The 19,958-nt window shown below is 48.8% G+C and carries 13 protein-coding genes and 1 other annotated feature; of the genes, 2 read left to right on the top strand and 11 right to left on the bottom strand.

Features of this window, described 5'->3' with window-relative positions:
* Window positions 1-156: 156 nt before the first annotated feature.
* The 8 genes from OEL90_RS05825 to tdh form a co-directional block, all read right to left on the bottom strand.
* Entirely contained in the window at window positions 157-1,533 is a 1,377-nt protein-coding gene (locus OEL90_RS05825) for a TrpB-like pyridoxal phosphate-dependent enzyme (RefSeq protein ID WP_291403518.1), read from the bottom strand.
* 116 nt (window positions 1,534-1,649) lie between these two features.
* Window positions 1,650-1,911, bottom strand: a binding site (T-box leader).
* A 228-nt stretch (window positions 1,912-2,139) separates the two neighbouring features.
* The gene (gdhA, locus tag OEL90_RS05820; RefSeq protein WP_291403516.1) at window positions 2,140-3,477 is read right to left on the bottom strand and encodes an NADP-specific glutamate dehydrogenase; all 1,338 of its coding nucleotides are present in this window, start codon (window positions 3,475-3,477) and stop codon (window positions 2,140-2,142) included.
* Window positions 3,478-4,082: 605 nt separating this feature from the next.
* Entirely contained in the window at window positions 4,083-5,522 is a 1,440-nt protein-coding gene (gene gatB, locus OEL90_RS05815; protein WP_291403514.1) for an Asp-tRNA(Asn)/Glu-tRNA(Gln) amidotransferase subunit GatB, read from the bottom strand.
* Window positions 5,512-6,969 carry an Asp-tRNA(Asn)/Glu-tRNA(Gln) amidotransferase subunit GatA gene (gene gatA / locus OEL90_RS05810; RefSeq protein WP_331488108.1) on the bottom strand — a complete coding sequence of 486 codons (1,458 nt, stop codon included), beginning with the start codon at window positions 6,967-6,969 and terminating at the stop codon, window positions 5,512-5,514. Before gatA ends, gatB begins: the two co-directional genes overlap by 11 nt.
* Before the next feature lie 15 nt (window positions 6,970-6,984).
* Entirely contained in the window at window positions 6,985-9,084 is a 2,100-nt protein-coding gene (aspS, locus tag OEL90_RS05805; protein WP_300687486.1) for an aspartate--tRNA ligase, read from the bottom strand.
* Between the two features lie 170 nt (window positions 9,085-9,254).
* Entirely contained in the window at window positions 9,255-10,481 is a 1,227-nt protein-coding gene (locus tag OEL90_RS05800) for a M20 metallopeptidase family protein (protein ID WP_300687484.1), read from the bottom strand.
* Window positions 10,482-10,844: 363 nt separating this feature from the next.
* Entirely contained in the window at window positions 10,845-12,377 is a 1,533-nt protein-coding gene (gene hutH, locus OEL90_RS05795) for a histidine ammonia-lyase (RefSeq protein ID WP_291403508.1), read from the bottom strand.
* 285 nt (window positions 12,378-12,662) lie between these two features.
* On the bottom strand, window positions 12,663-13,688 hold the full coding sequence (tdh, locus tag OEL90_RS05790; RefSeq protein ID WP_300687482.1) for an L-threonine 3-dehydrogenase: 1,026 nt from the start codon (window positions 13,686-13,688) through the stop codon (window positions 12,663-12,665).
* A 641-nt stretch (window positions 13,689-14,329) separates the two neighbouring features.
* On the opposite strand from tdh, the gene OEL90_RS05785 reads away from it, so the two are divergent.
* Entirely contained in the window at window positions 14,330-16,243 is a 1,914-nt protein-coding gene (locus OEL90_RS05785) for a peptidoglycan-binding domain-containing protein (RefSeq protein ID WP_300687481.1), read from the top strand.
* A 168-nt stretch (window positions 16,244-16,411) separates the two neighbouring features.
* Complete coding sequence (locus tag OEL90_RS05780; RefSeq protein WP_291403502.1) at window positions 16,412-16,990, top strand: RraA family protein; 579 nt, start codon at window positions 16,412-16,414, stop codon at window positions 16,988-16,990.
* Between the two features lie 71 nt (window positions 16,991-17,061).
* Here OEL90_RS05780 and OEL90_RS05775 read toward each other — a convergent pair whose 3' ends face one another.
* The 3 genes from OEL90_RS05775 to OEL90_RS05765 form a co-directional block, all read right to left on the bottom strand.
* On the bottom strand, window positions 17,062-17,583 hold the full coding sequence (locus tag OEL90_RS05775) for a GNAT family N-acetyltransferase (protein WP_291403500.1): 522 nt from the start codon (window positions 17,581-17,583) through the stop codon (window positions 17,062-17,064).
* Window positions 17,584-17,808: 225 nt separating this feature from the next.
* Window positions 17,809-18,276 carry a UPF0158 family protein gene (locus OEL90_RS05770; RefSeq protein ID WP_300687478.1) on the bottom strand — a complete coding sequence of 156 codons (468 nt, stop codon included), beginning with the start codon at window positions 18,274-18,276 and terminating at the stop codon, window positions 17,809-17,811.
* Window positions 18,277-18,357: 81 nt separating this feature from the next.
* Complete coding sequence (locus tag OEL90_RS05765; RefSeq protein ID WP_300687476.1) at window positions 18,358-19,953, bottom strand: leucine-rich repeat domain-containing protein; 1,596 nt, start codon at window positions 19,951-19,953, stop codon at window positions 18,358-18,360.
* Window positions 19,954-19,958 lie beyond the last annotated feature (5 nt).

Genomic DNA, 19,958 nt, shown 5'->3' with positions numbered 1-19,958 from the left:
ATACCCAATGAATGTCTGTTGTCTCAAAAAACAGGGAAATGGTGCCGATGGAAGTCGAAGTTCACTCTCCTCCATTCAGCACCATTTCAATTGCCAGGCTGAAGCGGGATTTTCAGACTGGTGATTTAGTTTTGTTTATTTGCGGCGACGAAATGACTATCCAACGTTCGGCAGGCCATCGAAGCCTTGCTTGAGATCCTCATCTGTAGGGATGTAATCCGACATATTGCCTGCGTTGAAGTTTGCGTAGGCTTGAAGGTCAAAATAGCCGGTTCCTGTCAAGCCAAAGAGGATCGTTTTCTCTTCTCCCGTCTCCTTGCATTTGAGGGCTTCCTGTACCGCGCCATAGATCGCGTGTGCAGATTCCGGCGCCGGCAGGATTTGCTCGCATTTCGCGAAGGCAACAGCGGCTTCAAAGACCTCTGATTGAGCGACAGAGACGGCTTCCATGTAACCGTCGTGATAAAGCTTGGACAGTATTGGGGACATACCATGGTAGCGGAGCCCGCCGGCATGGTTTGGCGCCGGCATGAAGTCGCTGCCCAGGGTATACATTTTGGCGAGCGGTGTGATCCTTCCCGTATCGCAAAAGTCATAGGCATATTTGCCTCTGGTCAGGGAAGGACACGACGCAGGTTCAACGGCGACTATTCGAGGATTTCCTTTTCCTGTCAACTTGTCTTGCATGTAAGGGGCCATCAACCCGCCAATATTGGAGCCGCCGCCTGCGCAGCCCACGATCACATCCGGATATTCACCGAGTTTGTCCATGGCGATCTTGGTTTCAAGTCCAATGACGGATTGAAATACCAAGACTTGATTCAGGACAGAACCAAGGGCATAACGGCACTGATCATCCTGCATGGATTGTTCAATAGCTTCAGAAATGGCACAGCCCAGGCTTCCGCCGGTCTCAGGGTTTTTCTCAAGAATTGCTCTGCCAACCGCTGTCGTCGTTGACGGACTCGGAATGATGCTGGCTCCGTAGGTTTCCATGACAGCTTTTCTGAATGGCTTCTGGTTAAAGGAGACTTTGACCATAAACACCGTCAGATCCAGCTTGTAATGGGCACACGATACAGCGAGGGCTGTCCCCCATTGCCCTGCCCCTGTCTCTGTTGTCAAGGCACTGAGTCCCTGTTCCTTGGCATAATAGGCCATGGCCGCAGCGGCATTGAGTTTATGACTGCCAGAGGTATTGTTGCCTTCGAATTTGTAATAGATTTTCGCCGGTGTTTCCAGCAGCTTCTCCAGCTCATATGCTCTGACGAGGGGAGACGGTCTGAACATCTTATAGAAATTTTGAACGTCTTCCGGGATCGCTATGTATGGTGTCGTCTCATCCATTTCAATATCTGCCAGTTTTTCAGCGAAGACCGGATACAGATCAGCCGCCTGAATAGGCTCAAGTGTCCCCGGATTCAGGAATGGCGCATGCTGCTCTTTCATATCTGCTCTCAGGTTATACCAGCTCTTCGGCATTTCCTCTTCGGTGAGATAAGTTTTGTAAGGTACGGTTTTTTTGACTGTCATGGTCATTCTCCTCTCATTTACACAAACTGATTTTTGTATGGGGTTGTTGCACGTGTCGTTGGTTTAATGCTGGATCGAAAGAAATCCGGATAAAACAAAAACTCCTGCCCCTTAAGCTAAGGGACAGGAGTTGATTTCCTGCGGTACCACCCGAATTGGTCTGTTAAGACCCACTTCGCTCGCGCACCAACATGCGCGCTCCCTGGATAACGGGTGGAGATCCCGTTGGCTGCTACTGAGCTTTGGCTTTATTAAACCACGCTGTTCGCGCCACCCTCACAAGTCCATTCCATGTCGCCTGCACTGCCGCAATTCCACCCTTTTGCGACTCTCTGAAAGTTAAGCCTGACATGTACTCCTCTTGATCAACGGTTTAAAATTTGTATTGGAGTTATCTTACTCGCTCCTCGATTTAATGTCAAGGGATAGTTCGAAATTTTCCAACTATTTTGAACGCTAAAAATTAATTGTTAGACACTCGGTGTCTGACACTAAGTTTCTCATTTTGGTTGAAACTCGGTGTCTGACACTGAGTTTCACATCTTGTTAAAAACCGCCCGGATCCAGGGGAATCCGGGCGGCCCTCAAAATGGGGAGATTACCGGTTTAGTAGTCGCCTTGAAGCAGCATAGCATCTGCGACTTTCATAAAGCTGGAGATATTTGCGCCTGCGACGAGGTCGTAACCAAAGCCGTATTGCTGAGCGGCTTCTACGCAATCCGTATGAATGGTAGTCATGATGTCCTTGAGGATGTTGTCCACCTCTTCGAACGTCATGTTTTGACGCATGGAGTTTTGGGTCATTTCTACAGAAGAGATCGCGACGCCGCCTGCGTTGCTGGCTTTTGCCGGCGTGATCAGGATGCCGCTCTTCTTGAGGTACTCGAGGGCTTCGTTCGTAGTAGGCATATTAGCGCCTTCAGCAACTGCAATAGTCCCGTTCGCAACAAGCTTTTCAGCGATTTCGAGAGTAATGTCATTTTGAGTCGCGCAAGGGAACGCAATATCGCATTTAACATTCCAGATCTTTTCCCAGCCTTCAACATATTGCGCTTGCGGGTGGGTCTTGACGTAGTCGCTGATTCTGCCCTTCTTGACTTCTTTAAGATCAATCATGTAAGGAAGATCAATGCCTTCAGCGTCATAAACATAACCGGAAGAGTCACTCATGGCGACGACCTTGATCCCGAACTCTATGGCTTTTTGAGCGGCATAGAGCGCGACGTTGCCGGAGCCTGAGATGACAGCGACTTTGTCTTTCAACTGAATATTGTGATGATCAAACATAGCTTTCGTCAAATAGAGAAGTCCATAACCGGTTGCTTCTGTTCTGACAAAAGAACCGCCGTATTGAAGGTGCTTTCCAGTGAGGACGCCGCCTTCATAGGCGCCGCGAATTCTCTTGTATTGACCGTAGAGGAAACCAATCTCCCTTGAGCCTACACCAATGTCGCCAGCCGGAACGTCAACGTCAGGACCGATATGTCTGTAAAGCTCTGTCATGAAGCTTTGGCAGAAACGCATGATCTCTTTGTCGCTCTTTCCTTTTGGATCAAAATCCGATCCGCCTTTACCGCCGCCAATCGGTCTGCCTGTCAATGTGTTTTTGAAGGTTTGCTCGAAGCCCAGGAATTTGAGAATACTGAGGTTAACAGTCGGATGGAAGCGAAGCCCGCCTTTATAAGGACCACGGGCGCCATTGAATTGAATTCTGAAACCACGGTTGATGATTAATTCGCCTTTGTCATTCACCCAAGGCACTCTGAAGATGATCGTTCTCTCCGGTTCAGTCATTCTTTCGAGAATGTTCGCCTCTACATAATCCGGTCTTTGTTCAATGACCGGTGCAATGGACATAAATACTTCTTCAACCGCTTGTATAAATTCCGGCTCGTTAGCGTTTCTCTTTTTCACATTTGCAAGTGCCTTTTCAACATAATTCATTTTATAAAACCTCCATTCAATTTTAAGTATCCGGCGTTGTATAATTATCACTCGAACACTGCTTGATTAGTTATTGATTCTAATAGTGAAACACGAATAAGTCAATAGCAATTTGACAGAATACTTTGTCTTTTTTAAGGTACACACCCCTAAAACCCTTGGAATTGAGTCGTTTTTCAAAACAACGTTGAAAACAAAGCGCACAATTTCCTATTTTTTTAGAAGTCGAAATAATTGTATACGATAATGCATAAACGCAATTATATTCGCAGGCTGAATAATCAGATAATTCAAATTATGAAATTTGCAATTTTATAATATTCATTTTTGCGGCAAAATTGTATAAACATTTTGAAATCAGCGGCATTCAGACGACCAAGTTTATTATAAAATCTCAATTCGCATATTTTATAAAGTTTAAACCCAAAAAGAAAAAATCCGAACGTTATCTCTTTAACAGATTTAACGTTCGGATCAGTGCCGCACAGCGGCACTTTTCAATTTTTTCAACAACACTTCAACAGTTTTACCTAATCTTCGACAAAACGCTGGCAATCTCGCACCCTAACAATAAATTCGCCGAAAACTGACTCAATTTCACTACTCTATTTCATAGTTTGAATCGCACTTTCCAGCAGTTCACTGACCATTTTCGGATTGGCTTTGCCTTTAGTCTTCGCCATAACTTGACCCATTAAAGATTGAAACGCCTTATCTTTACCATCCAAATATTCAAGTACCGCTTTCTGATGCGCTTCAATAACTTCTGCGACGACGAGCTTCAGAAGCTCCGGATCACTAATCTGCTTCAGATCCTGGGCTTCAATAATTGCGTCCGGATGGCCGGCCCCAGTCCACATCAGCGAAAGAACTTTCTTTCCAATGCCCATATGGATGGTCTCATCCTCAATGCGATTCACCAAGTCCCTAAGATCCGCTGCGCTAAAAGCCGGCACTCTTTCCTCCCCTTCCTGATCACCCAGGAGTCTGAAGATCTCCGTTGTCATGACATTGGAGAGGAGTTTAACGTTGCTGCAGCCAATAACAGCCTGTTCAAAATAGTCCGCGACAGCCCGGGAGGACACCAGCTGTTCCGCATCATAGGCACCGAGTCCATAGTGCTGGATATAGTGGGCTTTTCGCTCATCCGGCATCTGCGGAAGCTCTGACGCCAGCTTTGAGATTCTTTCAGTGGAGACGACTATAGGCATCAGATCCGGATCCGGGAAGTAACGGTAATCATGGGCGTCTTCCTTAGTCCTCATGGAAATCGATTTCCCGGCGGTCTGATCCCAGCGCCGCGTCTCCTGAACGACCTTGCCGCCGGAGGTGACCAGGGCAATTTGTCGCTGTGCCTCATGTTCAATGGCCTTTTGAATAAAATTGAAGGAATTCAGATTTTTCATTTCCGTTCGGGTGCCATATTCCGAGCTTCCACGCTGTCTGACCGACAAGTTGACGTCGCAGCGAAAGGCACCTTCGTTCATTTTGCAGTCCGAGATCCCCGCGTAGATCAGGATCGCCCTGAGCTTCCTCAGGTAAGCCCCTACCTCTTCAGCGCTTCTGAAGTCAGGCTCTGAGACAATTTCAATCAGCGGCACCCCGCCGCGGTTATAATCGATCAGCGTTCCTTCACCGTCGTGAATCAATTTTCCGGCGTCCTCTTCAATATGAATGCGGGTAATGCCGATCCGTCTGGTCTCACCACGGACCTCCACATCAATGTAGCCCCCATGGCAAAGCGGCAGATCATATTGACTGATTTGGTAGGCTTTTGGCAGATCCGGATAAAAATAATTCTTTCGATCCTGCTTGCCATACGCCGTGATCTCGCAGTTAGTCGCTATGCCCGCTTTTACAGCAGCGTCCACTACTTTCTCATTCAGAACCGGAAGCGCGCCCGGAAGTCCCAGACACACCCTGCAAACCTGGGTGTTAGGCGGCGCGCCAAAGGCTGTTGAGCAGCCGCAGAATATTTTGGTCGCCGTCTTGAGTTCCACGTGCACCTCAAGACCCATGACCACTTCAAAGTCCTTAGCCGTCATGCCGCCACCCCCCAACAGACTGTTCAAAGGTATACGCTGCGCGAATCAGCGTCTTCTCATCAAAAGGCTTTCCTATCAGCTGCATGCCAACAGGCATTCCGCTGGTGTCCTTGCCGCAGGGTACCGAAATGGCCGGAACTCCGGCAATATTGATAGGCACCGTATAAATGTCCTCCATGTACATCTCCAGCGGGTCTTTGCTTTTCTCACCCAGCTTCCAGGCGGTGGTAGGCGCCACCGGCGACAAGATCAGGTCATAGGTCTTGAATAAATCGCTGAACTCCTTGCGGATCAACCCCCTGACTTGCTGTGCCTTCTTGTAATAGGCGTCGTAATAGCCCGAGCTCAAGGCATAGGTGCCCAGCAGAATTCTGCGCTTGACCTCTTTGCCAAAGCCCTGGCTTCGAGTCTTGACATACAAGTCCCTCAGGTCCTCAAAGTCATCCGCTCTATAGCCGTACTGCACGCCGTCAAACCTCGCCAGATTTGAAGACGCCTCCGCGGAAGAAATCAGATAATACGCAGGGAGCGCGTATTCCATAGTCGTAACGCCGACCTCATCCACATCAGCGCCAAGCAGTTCAAAACGCCGCGCCGCTTCCAGCACAGCCGCCTTGACCTCAGGATTCAACCCTTTGCCAAAATACTCTTTTGGCAGAGCAATTTTCATGCCCTTCACGTCCGCCCTCAGGCTGTCCCGGAAATCCGGCCAGTCCACGGTTACGGAGGTGGAGTCCCTTGGATCATGTCCCGCCAAAACATTCATCACATGCGCCAGGTCTGTCACATCCCGCGTCAACGGCCCAATCTGGTCCAGAGAGGACGCAAAGGCGATCAGTCCATACCTCGATACCGCGCCATAGGTCGGTTTCAGACCCACCACGCCGCAAAAGGCAGCCGGCTGACGAATGGAACCACCCGTGTCCGACCCCAAGGTGAACGCAGCCTGGAAAGACGCCACCGCCGCCGCTGAACCGCCGGAGCTCCCCCCGGGCACCCTCGTCAGATCGACAGGGTTTCGCACCGGTTTAATGTAAGAATTCTCCGTGGAAGATCCCATGGCGAACTCATCCATATTCAATTTCCCCAGGATCACTGCATCCGCGCCAGCAAGCTTCTCGACAACCGTCGCGTCAAAAGGCGAGGTATATTGGACCAGCATTTTCGAGGCGCAGGTCGTCGGCATGGTTGTCGTGCACAAATTGTCCTTCAATCCCCCCGGCACGCCAGCCAAAGGCCCAAGTGCCAAACCTTTTAGCCGATGGTCATCGATCCGCGCCGCCTGCCGCAACGCACCCTGCCGGTCTAAGGTAATCCAAGCGCCAACCTCTGCGTCCACTCGATCGATCTGCTCGAAATAGGCGCTCACGAGCTCTTGACTGGAGATCTCTTTTTTACCGAGAAGCGAAAGGCTCTCAGCAAGTGTAAATTCATTCATTTTTTTCATAAGCTCTGACACCTCCTATTCTACAGCCTTGGGCACGAAGTAGCAGCCGTCCTTTTGGGCAGGCGCAGCCTTCAGAATCAGCTCTCGATCATCTGAAATTCCCAGAAAATCTGCCCTGAAGACGTTTTCTATTGGCATGACATGGGCCATTGGATCCAGCCCGGAGACATCCAGTTCATTCAGTTTATCCGCAAAGGCAATAATGTCCCGCAGGTTTCTCGTCAGCTCCTCTTTTTCCTCATCATTCAGTTCAAGTCGCGCCAGGGCGGCGACATAATCGACATCCTCTTCAGACACCAAAGGCTTTTCTGGTTCCACATGAACATAATCCTTGGAGCCGGACAGCAAATCCAGTTCCTTGAGCTGGCTCTGACTGACCCTCGACGGACTTTGGCTCATAGCGCAGGACCCATCCCGCATCTTCGGAAACGCAATAACATCCCGTATGCTGTCCGCCCCAACGACCAGCATCATGAGGCGGTCCAGACCAAAGGCAAATCCTCCGTGGGGCGGCGCGCCATATTGAAACGCGTCCAGCATAAACCCAAAGCGTTCCTGAGCGCTGGTTTCTGAGAAGCCAAGGAGCTTGAACATCCTCTTCTGGAGCTCTCTCTGGTGGATCCTGATACTGCCGCTGCCCAGCTCAACGCCGTTCAGCACCACATCATAGGCCTTGGCCCGGACCTTGAGAGGCTCTTTCTCAAGCAGCGGCAAATCTGCTTCCAACGGCATGGTGAAAGGATGATGCATGGCCACATAGCGGTTTTCTTCCGCATCCCATTCCAGGAGAGGAAAGTCCGTTACAATAAGAAACGCAAAGTCTTCTTTTCGCCTCAAATGCCTGAGGTCAGCCAAATCAAGGCGCAGGCTTCCAAGTATGGTTCTGACCGCTTCCAGCCTGTCCGCGCTGAAAATAATGAAATCTCCGGGTTTTCCGTCCAGACGCTCTATCATGTCGTCGAGCTCTTCTTTCTTAAAGAACTTAGTCAGCACGGAATAAAGCTCCCCGTTTTCTCGAATAGAGATCCACGCCATGCCTTTTCCGCCGTAGGACACCGCCTTCTGAGTGAGAAATTCAATCTCCGTCCTCGTCAAATCTCCATAGCCCTTGGCATTGATCGCCCTTACGACGCCGCCGGAGGCCGTGACTTTCTTGAAGACTTCAAAGCTGCAGGTCGCAGCTATATCCGTCAGATCGACTATTTCCATACCAAAACGCAGGTCCGGCTTATCGACACCATACTTGTCCATAGCTTCCAGCCAGGTCATCCGGCGCATAGGCAGCGCAATATCCTTCCCGAGCACCGTCTTGAACACCGAAGCGAACAAAATCTCCAGAAGAGACTCAATCTCAGCCTCATCCACAAAGCTCATTTCCATGTCCACCTGGGTGAACTCAGGCTGGCGATCCGCCCTGAGATCCTCGTCCCTAAAACAGCGCGCCACCTGAAAATACCGGTCTACACCGCCAACCATAAGGAGCTGCTTATAGATCTGCGGACTCTGAGGCAAAGCGTAAAAGCTGCCTTTGAAGACGCGGCTCGGAACCAGATAGTCCCTGGCACCCTCAGGCGTACTCTTGGTCAGCACCGGTGTCTCGACTTCAAGAAAGCGCTGCCCCATTAAAAATTCCCGTACCGCCTGGGTCATTTTCTGACGCATTTTCAAATTATGTAAGAGGTCAGGCCGCCTGAGATCCAAATATCTGTGCTTGAGCCGCAGCTCTTCGCGAACACTGCTCTTTTCTTCAATGGCGAAAGGCGGTGTTTTGGCCTCTGACAGGATTTTGAGTTTACTCGCTCTCAGCTCCACCGTCCCGGTTTCCAGCAGTGGATTGACTGTTTCCGGATCACGCTTTTCAATCACACCTTCTACCGCTATGACATACTCACTCCGAATGCGCTCTGCTTTGACAAAATCCGCTTCGTCCACATTTTTCGCGTCTATGACGATCTGCGCAAGGCCCGTGTGATCTCTGAGATCAATAAAAATAACCCCGCCGAGATCGCGCCTGCGCTGCGCCCAACCCATCATGACGGCTTTTGAGTTTATGTCCGTTTCTCTAATTTCACCACAGTAATGACTGCGTTTCATGGTGCCAAGTGTCTCCGCCAAACTGATGCCCCCCCTTCAACATACTTTCCATTTTCACTGCTAATAAAAAGAGGCAGGGCACCTTAAAAGATCCCCCACCCCGAATTAGAGTATTTATATCCATTTTTTCAGTTTTTAAAACAGTATGCCCCAGATTGAGGGTATGCCCGTAACCATCGGCAGAAAAATCTTTATTTCGCGTTAGCAGCCAGCCACTCTGCCGCACAATTCGCATAAATGGCAGACCCCGTCGCGAAAACAGATTCATCCAGCACCATGTTCGGATTATGCATAGGGTACGCGCCGGGTTTTCCTGCGCCGAGCATAAGAAAAAGACCGGGCACAAGGTCGCTGACGTGGCTGAAGTCTTCTGAGCCCGGAAGAGGTTTTGCCGCCTCGACAACTTTATCCGCACCCGCCGCTTCCCGAACGAAAGGCAATAAAGTATTACAGAGCTCAGCGTCATTGTAGGTTGAAGGTGTTGAGAACTTCACCATATCATACTCTCCGCGCCATGCCTTCACATAGTGGTCGATCATCTCCGGCACTCTTTGTAAAATATGTGCCCTGGCTTCTTTATTGTAAGACCTGATGCCGACCTGCAGCTCAGCGGTGTCCGGGATGATATTCGGAGCCGAGCCGCCAGCCGCCTTGCCCGCCGTCAATATAACCGTTTCCTGAGGATCGATCTCGCGACCCGGAAGCAGGTTCAGTGCCGTATACAGCTGTGTCATGATCATGTTCGGATCCACGGCCTTGTGGGGCATGGAGCTGTGGCCGCCTTTGCCTTTTATTTTCAGCATGTAGGTATCCATGGCCGCCGAGGTAATGCCTTTGATATACTGCACTTGACCCGCCTCAATATCCGACATGACGTGTATGGCGATGGCGGCGTCGACTTTTGGACTTTCCATGAGTCCTGCCTCAATCATTAGCTTTGACCCATACCCAAGCTCCTCGCCTGGCTGGAACATCAGCTTTACCGTGCCCTTCAATTCGGACTCCATAGCTTTGAGAATCCTCGCCGCTCCGAGCAGCATGGCAGCATGGCTGTCGTGGCCGCAGGTGTGAGCGAAATTATTTTGAGAAGCAAAGGTCAGACCCGAAGTTTCCTTCATAGGCAGCGCGTCCATGTCACCTCTCAGAAGAATGCAAGGTTCTCCCTGTCCAATTGTTGCTGTAATCCCGGTACAATTGGCCATATCCGGAAAACCTGCTGAACGAAACTTTTCTCGTACTTCCGGCGCCACCGGTCCGCCGCAATCCTTAGGCTCAATGCCAATTTCTCTCAACTGCTCTTTAATGTAAGCTGCCGTTGCAGGGAGATCGAATCCTATCTCAGGAATTTGATGCAGCGCGTGTCTGTTTTCAATAATCTTGCTCTCGACTGCTTTTGCAGCTTCAATAATACCTTTCATAATGCAGACCTCCTGATCCATCTAAGCACTTCTGTTTTATTCATCTCCAAAGTCCGGGATTCATAACATAAATCTTTTCACTTAGTTGTAAAGCAAAAAATGTGCCACATGAAGTTGAAAACAGGAACTTAAATAATTATATTCGAGCGCTTGCAAAAACTGCATTCTGAAAACGTCATCACAAAAAAAAGTGGAAGGACGTGCCAGACACCCCCTTCCACCCCCTCAAACGTCAAAGCATTTTTACAAGGTAATGATTTTTTTACGTCTATATGACTTTGTCTGATCCACCTTATAACAAAAGCCAAGGCAAGAAAACGACGCGGTGCGCCGTTTTCTTGCCTTGGCTCAACAATCCACTCACTATACCAGCTTAAGCTCACCAATGGCAGCTTCAACCGCTTTGACGACTTCTTCGCTTCGGACGAGGGCTTCGCCTTTACGAAGGTCAATGTACATTTCACGGTCTTCCACCCATTTAGGCACGGACGCACGAACAACTTCGAAGGCAGCAGCAGTACCCTTGCCAAGCTTGCTGGGATCCTTGAACTCAATGCCTTGTGCCGCAGCAAGCAGCTCGACTGCAAGGACATGAATTGTGTTGGTCAAAATGTCTCTGGCTTTTCTGGCTGCGATCGTCCCCATGCTGACGTGGTCTTCCTGGTTAGCAGAGGAAGGAATGGAGTCCACGCTGGCCGGATGTGCCAGAACTTTATTTTCAGAAACAAGCGCCGCCGCGCTATACTGTGCGATCATGAAGCCCGAGTGCAGGCCGCCGTTTGGCGTGAGGAACGCCGGAAGTCCGCTGAGCTGCGGATTAACAAGTCTCTCAATTCTGCGTTCGCTGGAGTTAGCCATTTCTGCGATGCAGATGCCCAGGAAATCAAAAGCCATAGCCACAGGCTGTCCATGGAAGTTTCCGCCTGAAATAGCCGCGTCGTCATCCGGGAAGATGATTGGGTTATCTGTTACAGAGTTGATCTCAATCTCAACTCTTTCTTTGACAAACTTGAGCGCATCCTTGCTCGCGCCATGAATCTGCGGTACGCAGCGCAGCGCATAAGCATCCTGAACGCGGATTTCGCCCTGACGTGTCGTCAGCCCGCTGCCCCCTAAGATTCTGAGAAGGTTCGCAGCTGTATCCATTTGGCCTTGATGCGGTCTGACGGCGTGAAGGCGCGGATCAAACGCGTCTGTGACTGCATTGAGTGCTTCCATGGTCATTGAAGCGGTGATATCCGCCAATTTGAATGCGTTCATGGCGTCATAGACCGTGATGCAGCCTACTGCTGTCATAACCTGAGTTCCGTTGATGAGCGCAAGCCCTTCTTTAGACGTCAGCTCGACGACAGGGATGCCGGCACGCGACATAGCTTCCGCACCAGAAAGCTGTTCGCCTTTGTAGAGCGCTTCGCCCAGACCAAGCATAACCAGAACCATATGAGAGAGCGGCGCCAAATCCCCGCTGGCACCAAGGGAGCCCTTTTCAGGCACTAATGGCGTAACCCCTTTGTTGAGCATCTCAACCAGCGTCATTACCGTGGAAAGGCGAATGCCGGAAAATCCTTTTGAAAGGGCGTTGACCCGCAGCAGCATGATGGCTCTTGAGATTTCCTCGCTTAAAAACGGTCCCACGCCGCATGCGTGGCTGATAATCAGATTGCGCTGGAGCTCTTTGGTCTCTTCCTTGGAGATTGGCACATCAGAAAACTTGCCAAAACCTGTTGTGATGCCGTAGACATTGCGCTTCTCTTCGACGAACCGGTCGACGATTTCCCTGGAACGCGTGATCGCCGCTTGAGCAGCTTCAACGATTTCGACTTCGTAACCGTACCGCGCTACCTGAACAACCTGGCTGATCGTCAATTGATTGCCGTCAATTCTGATTTTGGACATGTAATTCTCTCCTTTGGTCTGGACGGATTGATTTTATTTTGTGAGTGACACAGCGCCATAACTAATGAAAGGCATCCGCTTGACACTTTTATTATTTACCCAAAGTATAAGGACAAAGCGTCAAGAATACGTCAAATTTCCTGAGAGAGTTTAAAATTATTTGCCTGTCGTGAAGGCTGACTTGGAAACAAACAACCATCGGCACAAAAAACTAAAAGCTATGCCGATGGTCGCAAGTGTCACGCTTTATTCAAATGTGTCTGAATTTTAAAATCGAGTCCTTTATTAATCCCAGTTGAGCACAACTTTTCCGGTTTGGCCGGAAGCCGCCAACTCAAAGGCCTTTTCGAACTCAGTGTAATGGAACTGATGGGTGATGATTGGTGACAGATCAAGTCCGGACTGGAGCAGCGCCGTCATCTTGTACCAAGTCTCGTACATCTCGCGGCCATAGATCCCTTTGATGGTAAGTCCATTAAAGACGACGGTATTCCAATCGATTGTCGTGCTAGGCTGCTGAATGCCCAACATTGCTATTTTACCGCCGTGGCACATATTTTTAATCATGCTGTTCAGGGCAGCGGCATTACCGGACATCTCGAGTCCAACGTCAAAGCCTTCCTTCATTTTCAGTTCTTTCATGACGTCTTCAATTTTAGTGTCCATGATATTGACGGCACGAGTCGCGCCCATTTTTCTGGCGAGCTCCAGACGGTACTCGTTGACATCAGTGATGACCACGTTGCGTGCGCCGGCATGCTTCGCGACAGCCACAGCCATAATGCCGATAGGACCCGCGCCGGTAATGAGAACATCTTCACCAAGAAGATCAAAGCTGAGCGCTGTATGAACTGCATTGCCAAAAGGATCAAAGCTGGAAAGGATCTCGAGGGGGATTTCAGGATCACAGTGCCAAACGTTCGTAACAGGGATAGAAAGATACTCAGCGAAAGCGCCAGGACGATTCACGCCAACGCCGCTGGTATTCATGCACAGGTGACGTCTGCCCGCGAGGCAGTTGCGGCAGCGTCCGCAGACGAGATGGCCCTCACCGGAAACAATTTCACCAAGGTAGACGTCATGAACATTATCCCCAAAGCCAACGACCTCGCCTACGAATTCATGGCCAATATGCATTGGCACCGGGATTGTTTTTTGGGACCAATCATCCCATTGATAGATATGGATGTCCGTACCACAAATTGAAGTTTTTTTGATTTTGATCAGAACGTCATTGATCCCGACTTCCGGCATTTCGACATCATCCAGCCAAAGGCCTGGTTTGGCATACTTTTTAACTAAAGCTTTCATACTTTTCAATCCCCTTTGATTAATTTCTGCTCTAATTTTATCGTATCCTGCGGTTTAATACAATTCAGCATTCTATATCAATTACATAATATTTTCAAGACAAAAAAAGAGGCTGGTAAGTTGGTATTTTTAACCAACGTCCCAGCCTTCCTTCGATTGGGGAATCGAAAAGGACGGTTTGATATTTGAATAACCAAGAGACCAGCAATCATTCCGCCAAGCGGAAGTGTGTATCATTTTTACCCGTTCAAAGATTACCATCCGGATCTGGTTTTGTCAATCCAATACCGTATACAAAATGTATACTTTAATATTTCAAGGCAAATACTAAACCCCTTCTCAAAAGCAAAAAACCGGTTATTTAATCAATTTCTTTATGGTAAGAAAAGATTATTTCAAATTATCAGACGTTTCCATTCCCTGCCACAGAGAGTGTTAATTTTTTACATTAATGTCTAATATTATTTTGTAAATATTGTTTACAGAAAAATGATAACGAATCCATATACGAAATTACATCATCTGATATAATGTAAGTATGTGAAAAATAAAACGCAATGTCGCACCACTATGGCCGCTATAGGACTAGCAAATGTCATAAGAATTGCGTGGCTTTTCACAAAAAAATCAAGGGGGACAGTATGATTAAACACAAAAAACTCATCGCACTCACCATGGCTGCGGCAGTTTCCTTCTCAATGCTTCCTGCTGTAACGTCTACCGGCTCTTATGCCACTGACGGCAACACAGGCGCATCGAACTGGACACCTGCTCCGCCACCGGCTCCAGCACCTGCTCCAAAGCCAACTCCGGCACCTGCTCCAAAACCAGCTGCACCGGCGCCATCCACTTCAGCACCTGTTGCTTCCGCGCCTGCTAATGGCACGAGCATCCTGAGACTCCTCGTTGAAGGCTCGTTCGGCGAAGATGTCAAGCTCCTTCAGACCCTGCTCAACAAGTTCAGCTATAATCTTTCAGTAGACGGCTTCTTTGGAAAACTGACAGCAGCAGCAGTCAGAACTTTCCAAGGCGCAAATGGTCTTGCTGCAGATGGCATCGTTGGACCAAAAACTCTTGCTAAGCTTGCGCCTGTCACCTCCGGAACAGCGACTTCTGAAGAGAAGACTGTAGGACCGGCAGTCGACACTGTCGCAACCGCTTCTATTGTAGACAACAACGCAGACTTTGAAAAAGCAATCGGCAAAGACGGTTTCTGGCTCGCCGCTACGCTCAAAGATCTGACGTTTACTACACCGCTTGTCCTCGACGGCAATTTCGTCAATGACGACGGCAAAGAAGCGAGAAAAATCGCGCTTTATACTCAAGACGCGGATCACAACGTTATTGACAACTTTACATTAAAAGCACCAAAGCTCACAATCCAGAGTCCAAGCGGCCGTCTTCAGAACGGTGCCTTTGTAGGCGATCTCTATGTGAATGCTGCGAAGTTTGAAATCCGCAACACTAAGGTTACAGGCAACGTTTACGTTTCCGAAGCCGGCTTCAAAATGACCAACGCTAAAATCGAAGGCAGCGTCCACTTTACAACTCAAGCTGCTAAAGACGGCGCTATCATTGACGCCAAGTCCACAGTTTCCGGCGAAATGATCCTCGTTCAGCCTGACGTTGTTACTACAGCATCCCTCGTCGACAACGCTGACGCTATGACCGCAGGCCTCAAATCTGACGGCAAATGGATCGTCGCAGCGCTTCGCGACATCAAGACAGATAAAGAAGTTGTCATCAACGGCACTTTCACAGATGGCAAGAAAGACGCTGAAGGCAATGACATTATCCGCAGAAAGCTCGCTTTCTACAGCCAGGATGACAAGCGCAACATTACACGCGTCTTCACCCTGACAGCGCCTAAAGTTTGGGTCAACAGCCCGAATACAGTCTTCCAGGGCGGTATCTTCAACGGTGACGTCTATGTCAACGCTAAAGGTTTCAACCTCGTGAAGCAAACTGTCAACGGCAACATCTACTTCATGACACAAGAAGCTAAAGACACGTTCAAAACGGACGCAGTCAGCAAAGTCAACGGTGAAAAGGTTCTGATCCAGGTTGACGCAGTTACAAACGCTTCCCTCGTCGACAACGTCGCTGACCTTGAAAAAGGGATCGGCACAGAAGGCACTTGGATTCTTTCCATCTCCAGAGACCTCGCAGTCAATAAAGCGCTGGTCATGGACGGCGAATTCGAAAACACCAAGACACCTCCTGCAGTCGCTAGAAAGCTTGCGCTCTATAGCCAGGACGCGGATCATAAAATCACCAGAAACTTCACACTGATGGCTCAGCGCATTACGGTGAAGAGCCCGAATGCCCGCATTCAGGGCGGCATCTTTGACGGTAACGTCTACGTTGAAGGCACGAACTTCCAATTGGTCAACACAACGGTTGACGGCAACGTTTATGTCAGCACCCCTAACTTCAAGATGACAAATTCCAAGATTGTTGGAAACCTTGTCTTCATGAACGCAGAAGCTGCAGTTGGCTTTACAATGGATGAGAAGAGTGCTGTTACAGGCTCGACATCAACAGTTGGTCAGTAATTAATTGATCGAGTTAAAAGATCGGCCCTGCGGGACTCATTCCAGCAGGGCCGTTTTTTTATGAGTGTATTGACATAACCTCAAAAAAACATTATATTTTATACAATCTTAAATAAGCCCTTCAACCTATTCCAACAACACTAATTCAAAAGATTTGAGGTTATAGAAATGACAACATCTGACTTACTCAGCAAGTTTTCCACCGCCGAACTGGCCGATGCTATGCGCGGTGAAAACGTCATGGACGTGGAAATCCGCCCGATTCACTTCAATATGAAAATGGCCGGACCTGCATTCACGATCCACCTTCCCTTTGAAAACGGAAAAACCACCATGGATGAAGTCCTGAACGCGCCGGAAGGCAGCGTCATTGTCATATCCACAAGCAACAGCAAGCGCCGCGCCGTCTGGGGCGACGTTCGTACAACCATGGCCCTGTCGCGAGGCGTCAGCGGCGTCGTTGTAGACGGACCAATCCGAGATGTCAACCGCATCTCCGAAATGGGCCTGCCCGTCTTCTACAGATACATTTCCCCCGCCTCCTATTTCGACAGCGAACTGGGTGAAACACAGATTCCCGTCAGCTGCGGCGGCCTCAACGTGCTTCCCGGAGATATTGTGGTGGGGGACGAAAACGGCGTAGTAGTCATCCCCACTGAGCATTTTCAGACTGTCTATGCCGCCGCTGAACGCAAATGGCAAGCAGATCACGACCTTAAGAAGGAGATCATCTCCTCCCCAAAATAACAGCAACCAAAAAGGAAGTTGGCGACATCAAATGATGCTCCAACTTCCTTTAAATTTAAGTTCTATAAACTCTACCAGCTGCCGCCAACTGCGTATTTCACCTGAACACCTTCATAATACTTGCACAGCATAGCACGTGTGTACCCGCGCGGCGCGTCTGAGGAAACGATCACAAAACCCTTGGCATAGTAAAATCTGATTAACGACAATAAACTTGCCGCCGTATGCAGGCTCAAACACTCATAACCATGGTGATGCATAAAATCGTCTACAGCTTCCATGAGCTGATCGCCAATATTTTGACCTTTATAGGCATCCAGAACGCCAAAGCGGCTAAAATAAACAGTGCCGTCCGACATCACTTCAAGTCTGACGCTGCCTGCTACCACACCGTCACATTCAGCGACATAGACAATTTTCTCGTCCAGTTGCTTTTCGATGTCGGCACAGGTTTCTTCAAGGGCTTGAACCGCTCCCGGGGTCGAGATTCCAACCTTCATGGCATAGAAGGAAAATGCTTCCTGCATGATTTGACGAATCGCAGGCACATCTTCTTTTGTCGCTAGTCTTACCATAACAGTTTTCACAGCCATAAGGCACCTCCCGGGAATAGATTTTATTTTCAGAAAACACAAGTTATACATTTGATATGCATAATGATACACGAAACCCGAAATCATTTCAAGAGGAAAAAGCAATATTCATAAACAATTTTGTATAAAAAACAAGCCTGCCGATTGTGATCTCACCACAGTCCGCAGGCTCGTCTCAGTTCTTGACTTATTCACTTCACACCCCAAGGCAAAGCATCACTTTGCTTATTCGTAAGGCACCCCATTCTCATCACACCATTTTATTGCGAACGCCTTTACTCTCTCACTCCTGAAAGCATACCAGTCCTGTTCAATGTTAAAATGTAATACCGTATCCTTAAACCTTCTAAAAGGCCCTTTTCCTTCGAGTGCCTCATAAAGCTTTTCTCTGATGGACGCAGATTTGACAGTATTACAAAAATCAGACATGATCTCATAAGCTTCATGGGAGGACATCTTTGGAAGCAGTTTATACCGATCACTATTCAACCAGATCTTTAAAGCTGCTTCAATAGCTTCTTTTTCCCACTCAGAATAAGAGGCGTAATCTTCCCCCTCTTCTGAATTAATGGCGAGCCGCATTTCTTCATCACTCACCATGGTTAGCTCGCCGGTTTCCAGATCCAAATACATGTTTAGTTCATCAAAGCTCATCTCGAGTTCGCTGGCCAGTGCGTCAATATCGACCTTCATTTTGCACGCCCCCCTCAAACCAACTTGTATTTCATAAAATAAGATTGCAAACAATTTAATCCACTTTCTCCACACTTGAGTCTATAGAGTGTACTTGTCCTCGGCAAAACTTGAATGCTCATATTTGTACTGAAGCAGCATTGCCACAATTTCCGCATGCTTTCCGGTATTTGCCATCTCTATTATCTGATCGACATTGTCTGTGTGGATCACGCCATGCTCAATCAGTTGAAGCATTGCTTGCGCATCATGCCGTTTCATGAAATGCCAGACACATTTTTTCAGGTTATTTCGAAGATAGAGATGATAGATTTCATAGTTTTCAGCAGTCAGCGCCACAGAATGTACCATGCGTTTAAGTGCAAGCTCCACTTTTTCGTCCATGGTGTCGACTACTTCAAAGAGCCTTTGATACGTGCCGTACCGAATGCGGATTTCTGCCTCATCAGATTCAACACATGCCTTGAGCTCAGGGATTCTGGAAAGCGGTACTTTGCTCCATACTGAAACAAAAGGAAACAGGATGCGCTCAGGCTCCACGTCGTGGCTTTGAATCACCTTGTGCAAATCCTCTCCGTTAAAAGCCTGAAGACCAAGGTGCAGTCTGAGCTCCGGACACTTTTTGAAGGTGTCGTCTTTCACCTGCGCCAAATGATTTCGAAAACTCACCACTTTGAGATGCCTGCAGTTTTCAAAAGCGAAATCGCCAATGTGATCGACGCTTTCAGGGACCTCCACCTTTTCAAGGGTGACGCAGTCTCCAAAAGCCCGGTCCGAAATTTGTCTCACACCAAAAGGTATGTGATATTCAACCGCTTCAGACGCCACAGGATACCTGATCAAGAGACTCTCAGACCGGTTCATCAAAACGCCGTCCACAGACGTGTAAAAGACGTTGTCCTTCGATACCTCAATACGCTTTAAGGCGGTACATGAATGAAATGCATTTGCGCCAATACGTTTGACCCCAGCAGGAATATCCATTGACTGAAGACCTGTACAGCCCTTGAAGGCCCATTCGCCTATTTCCTCAAGACTTTTTGGAAGTATTAGAGCACCAAGGGACACACAGCCGGAAAATGACCATTCGCCAATTTGTGTAATTCCCTCTGGCAGCTCCAGCCGGGTAAGTGACTTGCAGCCACTCAGGACGTGATCCGAAATCCGGCGGATGCCTTTTGGAAGCACCAGTCCGTCGAGGCTTTCACAGTCTGAAAACGACCATCGGCCAATGCTTTTAACGGTTTCCGGAATCTCAACGCGTTTCAGCTTAAGGCACATTTTGAATGCGCAATGGCTGATTTCCTCCAGTCCCTCAGGCAATGCAATGCTCTGAAGATGAATACAGCCCCAAAACGCGTTCTCCCCGAGCCGCTTCAAACTGGACGGCAAATGAATGGACGCGAGGTTGTAGCACGCATAAAAGGCATTATTGCCTATGGCTTCGAGTCCTTCCGGCAAATATACGCTTCCGAGCCGCTCACAGCGGTCAAAGACCCAGCTGCCAAGCTCAGTCACACTCTTGGGGAGCTCGACGCTGTAAAGATCTTTATTGTTGGCGAAGGCATACTCTCCAATCACACGGATGCCCTCAGGCACTACGACATGCGGATCGTGTCCCTTATAGCGGATCAGCAGGCCCTGCTCCTGATCTACATGAAATCCCGCCGTATCCATAGGTT

Source organism: Acidaminobacter sp., from assembly GCF_030247605.1.
Classification (GTDB): Bacteria; Bacillota; Clostridia; order Peptostreptococcales; family Acidaminobacteraceae; genus Acidaminobacter.
This window is presented reverse-complemented; position numbering and strand designations above follow the sequence as displayed.